A 3863-nucleotide genomic window follows, 5' to 3' on the forward strand; every position below is an offset into this window, starting at 1 on the left:
CTTTCTCGCCCGACAGGGCGCATGAGCAGGGTTTGGGGAAGGCACTCCCCAACAAGATTTACCAAAGGGGGCAAAACCGCAGATATGCGGATTTTGGCACCGTGGTAGAATCTTGCTCTAAAAAACTACCGCTTTCCTCGGCGGCTCTGGTTTGCGGATATACTGGCTTGCTCCACCAATATAGCGATTGCGGCGGCGTGTTCTGCCCGCTGTTCACCACTACAACGGTGAAAAGGGGGCGTTTTGGCAAACGCAGCGGAAATTTTTTTGTTTTCCCTGTCTGCTCCCTACAACAATCCGGCGGTGTGGTTTGCCAAAGATTTTTGAAAATGGGCGCAAAAAAAGCAGTAAACCTTTTCAAGATTTACTGCTTATCTGCCGCTGTGATGGGCGGCGGTATTAAATTGTCAGCCGTTTTTCAAATGGAACTTATCTGCAATCGCTTTCTTTCTGCTTTCCAATTCCTTTTCTGTAATCTTCCATAATCCTAATGCAATGATCTGCTATCTTTTGCATTCCGAGTTCTTCAAAAAAGGCAATTTGTATTTTCATCAGTTCTTCACAAACAGTCAACTTCTGCTCATCCATATTGCTAATAGCAAGCCATGGGAACGCTTTATATTTCTTAGTGTCCCCAATGAGAAAATTGTACCCTATCAACTCATTTTCACGGAAAACGAAATAGAATTGTGGGCCTGAACCTGGAACTGACTTTTCCATAATTTGCTGCATTGTTTTCACGCCGCCGTATGCCGGAAAAAAACCTATTCGCTCAAGAGCATTTAATATGTCAATCCTTTTATCTGTGGGTATGTCTCTATAATTGATAATCTGTTCCATTTGCTCTACTCTCATTGAAGTTTAATTTGTCAGGCTCTAATTATACAACTTTTCTGTTTAGCGGTCAAAGCGGAACTTCAACAGGCTTTCTATCAGTTGCCTGACGATATGCTCCTGCATATCCGTGTTAATCTGTCCGTCCATTTTCGCACAAGAGCGGATATATCCTGCATAATGGGATAGGACGGCGGCAACAGCTTCCGGGTCGCCCTCGCTTGCCTTAACGATTGTCTCATAGGGAAGTAGCTGGTTCATAGGACAAGCCCTCCAACTCTGCCCGTAGCCGCCGTAAAATCATCTGAATACGCCGCCCGGTTGTGTTGCCAGCCCGTCCATATCTCCGTCCAATCTCCCTATGCGTCAATCGTTGGAAGTAGTACAAGAAAATGATTTCCTGTTCCATCTGTGATAGTGCGGACAGGGCTGCGGCAAGCTCTGGACTTTCCAAAAGCACCATCTGACCACAGACGAAAAGCGGATAGCTGGTCATGCCGGATTGCTCCGCAAAGTATTTATCTGTGGTACTGAATGGATAGTGTTTTTCTTCTATCAGATATTCAAGCGAGATTTCCCGCTTGCGGTGGCTCCGTATGCTCCGGGCTGCGTCTATGGCAGCGTGGCGAATAACAGTCTTGCAAAAGGCATCGTGTGTATGCCGGATATGTTCTTGATACTTTTCGTGTTCGGTCATGGAAAATCCCCCTTTCTGAATAATGGCAGAGGGCGGCAGCATCTTGTGCTGTCGCCCTCTTGATTACCGAACAGCAAAGACGGGCGGGGCTGTCAACGGCGGCGCATTTGCGCCGTTCATCTTGACCGTTGACAGGCTCGGCTGGGTTTGCTATCTGCTCACGGCAATTCACTCTCATTGATAGGAATTGCTTCAAGTTCCGTATTCAAATTGTTCCAATAAGAGCCAATATCCGCACTTGTGAAATACTTAAAACCGCCTGCTTCTGACTTCAATTCGCCGTTTTTAACTCCATAGCAGGCGTAAATCAAATCGTAGCTTGTTCCATCTGAGAGGTTAAATCTAAAGCTGGTCACATCTGCTCCGGCAGTTTCCTCAGTTGTTTTGTCTTTTAAGGATAAGCCCTTGAACTTATCATACAGGGTCTTTATATCATTTTCAGCAACAACTACTTTCTTTTCTGCTGATGCAGGCACTCCGTCATAGTGGTACATTTCAACGCTTTCGACATCTTCAACCTCAAATGGGAAGTCGATTTTGACAGGCTCATAAGCAATGTTTATAGGTAACAGAAAGAGAGCTGCAAAAATTGCAATGATACAAAGAGCGATGGAAACGAGAACAGCAATCGTTATCTTTTTTCTGCCTCTCTGCTTTTCTTTTGCCTCATGGCGCATAATAACGCTTTCGCTTTCTTCGTGAAGAACATCTTCGTTCGTGTGAGAAAGCAATTTCTGATAAATTGCGTTACAGTCAGCACAGGCGTTCAAATGCTCTTTTACCATCTCTGCGCTTGCTTCGCTGCAAGCACCGTCAACATACAGCGGAAGAATATCTCGAACAATATCGCATTGTTTACTCATGCTTTTCATCCATCCTTTCTTGAATTTTTAGCTTTGCACGATGATAAGTAACTCTCGCCCATGATTCTGTTTTTCCAAAAATTGCAGCGATTTGTGAAAAAGATAGTTCCCCGAATACGCGAAGCTGAAAGACTTCTTTGTATGGTTCTTCCAAACGGTGAAGAACGAGGTGTATGCGGAACGCCATGTCAGAATCTGCAACTGAGTTCTCAACATTTTCATTTGATGGCAAGTCATTGATTTCACTCACATCAGCTACTCGCTGACGGCTTCGCATTTCATCATGGTAAAGGTTTTTTGCTATGGAGCAGAGCCATGTCAATTCATCTGACTTACCTTTGAATTGTGATGTTGTAGAAACAGCCTTATAGAATGTGTTCTGCGTGATTTCCTCTGCTATCTCACGATTTTTGGCAAGAGAAATAGTATACGAGTATACCTGTAAATAGTAGGCTTTATAGAGCTTTTCATAGTCCATACTTGTCATCACCTCCTTCAGCTTCATAGGTTAGACGGAGAAATCGGAATTTCGTTACAAAGAAGTTTGAAATTTTTATACCTTTACGCTACTCTTGCTTTCTGCGGACTATTGGTAGACGCGCATTAACGGCAAGTAAAGAGATTGCTGTGTCAGCTTGATATGTTCAAATGCTAATTAAGTATAGCATACAGCTATGAATTTTTCTATTGCGTTCCCCTGACTTCGGAATAGTGGCAGGGCTGGCTATCCTTGTTTTGCTTTGTGCTTCTCTACCGTACATGAGCATTTGCCGCAGGGTTATCCGACCCGTAACCTTCCAGAAGGTTGATGACGCCCCATACCGCCAGACCGGCGCCAAGAGCCATGACCAGAATTTTGAGAATGTCGATTGCCTGATTGAAAAATTCCATATACGTTCCTCCATTTTGTTTGTTTGATGGTTTTGGGTACAAAAAAAGCCGCCCACATCGGCGGCGCTTCGGGTCATCATGGCCCGAAGTTACACAAACTCGTCGCTGTCCAGATCATCGAAGTTCAACAGGTCAGCTTCTTCGTCCGTGTCGGAGCCGTCCACTTCGTACACCGTGTATTCGTCCTCCGGCTTTAGTCTCAATGGCCGGTGGCGAAACAGGCTTTCCAAGCGGAAGGCGTTTTTCTTTTTATCAAATTCGGCTGTGTACTTGTAATTCGGGTGCTTTTTCAAGTCATACTTCGGGGACAGGAAGGGCGGGAGCCCCCGAAGCTGCAAGATACATTTATCCCCGGGCATGGTGGTGATCTCGCTGGTGGTCATCAGCTCCCGGCCAAGCCGCTGCATATTCTGGCTGTAACTTTCAGACTGTCCACGGCTTCGGCCCTCGGTCTGCATAGAGATGGTGGCCTTGCCCAGCCAGTTTTCCGAAATATCCTTTAGGGTGGAAGCCTCCCGGCCTCCGAGGAATACGATACTGTCCATGTTGCCCATGATGGTTTCGGAATGGTCTTTGTA

At 45.6% G+C, this 3863-nt stretch carries 6 protein-coding genes and 2 pseudogenes; 1 reads left to right on the plus strand and 7 read right to left on the minus strand.

Annotated features, from left to right (window positions below; translation table 11 throughout):
* Positions 1–485 (plus strand): annotated as a pseudogene (locus H8711_RS13285) (hypothetical protein); the annotation flags it as partial.
* Here the strand turns inward: H8711_RS13285 and H8711_RS13290 are convergent.
* The 7 genes and pseudogenes from H8711_RS13290 to H8711_RS13320 form a co-directional block, all read right to left on the minus strand.
* Entirely contained in the window at positions 430–855 is a 426-nt protein-coding gene (locus H8711_RS13290; protein WP_044947945.1) for a hypothetical protein, read from the minus strand. The pseudogene H8711_RS13285 and the gene H8711_RS13290 sit on opposite strands and share 56 nt — an antisense overlap.
* 42 nt (positions 856–897) lie before the next feature.
* A complete protein-coding gene (locus H8711_RS13295; protein ID WP_008818017.1) occupies positions 898–1095 on the minus strand; it encodes a helix-turn-helix domain-containing protein in 198 nt (65 codons plus the stop codon).
* A complete protein-coding gene (locus H8711_RS13300; protein ID WP_084801265.1) occupies positions 1073–1573 on the minus strand; it encodes an RNA polymerase sigma factor in 501 nt (166 codons plus the stop codon). The genes H8711_RS13295 and H8711_RS13300 overlap by 23 nt, the downstream gene beginning before the upstream one ends.
* Before the next feature lie 116 nt (positions 1574–1689).
* Entirely contained in the window at positions 1690–2394 is a 705-nt protein-coding gene (locus tag H8711_RS13305) for a zf-HC2 domain-containing protein (protein WP_008818015.1), read from the minus strand.
* Positions 2387–2899 carry an RNA polymerase sigma factor gene (locus tag H8711_RS13310; RefSeq protein WP_003533443.1) on the minus strand — a complete coding sequence of 171 codons (513 nt, stop codon included), beginning with the start codon at positions 2897–2899 and terminating at the stop codon, positions 2387–2389. The genes H8711_RS13305 and H8711_RS13310 overlap by 8 nt, the downstream gene beginning before the upstream one ends.
* Positions 2900–3156: 257 nt before the next feature.
* Positions 3157–3285 (minus strand): annotated as a pseudogene (locus H8711_RS13315) (Maff2 family mobile element protein); the annotation flags it as partial.
* Positions 3286–3374: 89 nt separating this feature from the next.
* Positions 3375–3863 (minus strand): TraM recognition domain-containing protein (locus H8711_RS13320; RefSeq protein ID WP_249283843.1); only part of this gene is annotated, 489 nt, incomplete at its 5' end.

Source organism: Ligaoa zhengdingensis (assembly GCF_014384885.1).
Classification (GTDB): Bacteria; Bacillota; Clostridia; order Oscillospirales; family Ruminococcaceae; genus Ligaoa; species Ligaoa zhengdingensis.

What these genes read in the sequence shown, in the direction of transcription:
- H8711_RS13305 (WP_008818015.1), bottom strand. Translation starts at nt 2,394, where the DNA reads ATGAGTAAACAATGCGATATTGTTCGAGATATTCTTCCGCTGTATGTT.
- H8711_RS13295 (WP_008818017.1), bottom strand. Translation starts at nt 1,095, where the DNA reads ATGAACCAGCTACTTCCCTATGAGACAATCGTTAAGGCAAGCGAGGGC.
- H8711_RS13310 (WP_003533443.1), bottom strand. Translation starts at nt 2,899, where the DNA reads ATGAAGCTGAAGGAGGTGATGACAAGTATGGACTATGAAAAGCTCTAT.
- H8711_RS13290 (WP_044947945.1), bottom strand. Translation starts at nt 855, where the DNA reads ATGAGAGTAGAGCAAATGGAACAGATTATCAATTATAGAGACATACCC.
- H8711_RS13300 (WP_084801265.1), bottom strand. Translation starts at nt 1,573, where the DNA reads ATGCTGCCGCCCTCTGCCATTATTCAGAAAGGGGGATTTTCCATGACC.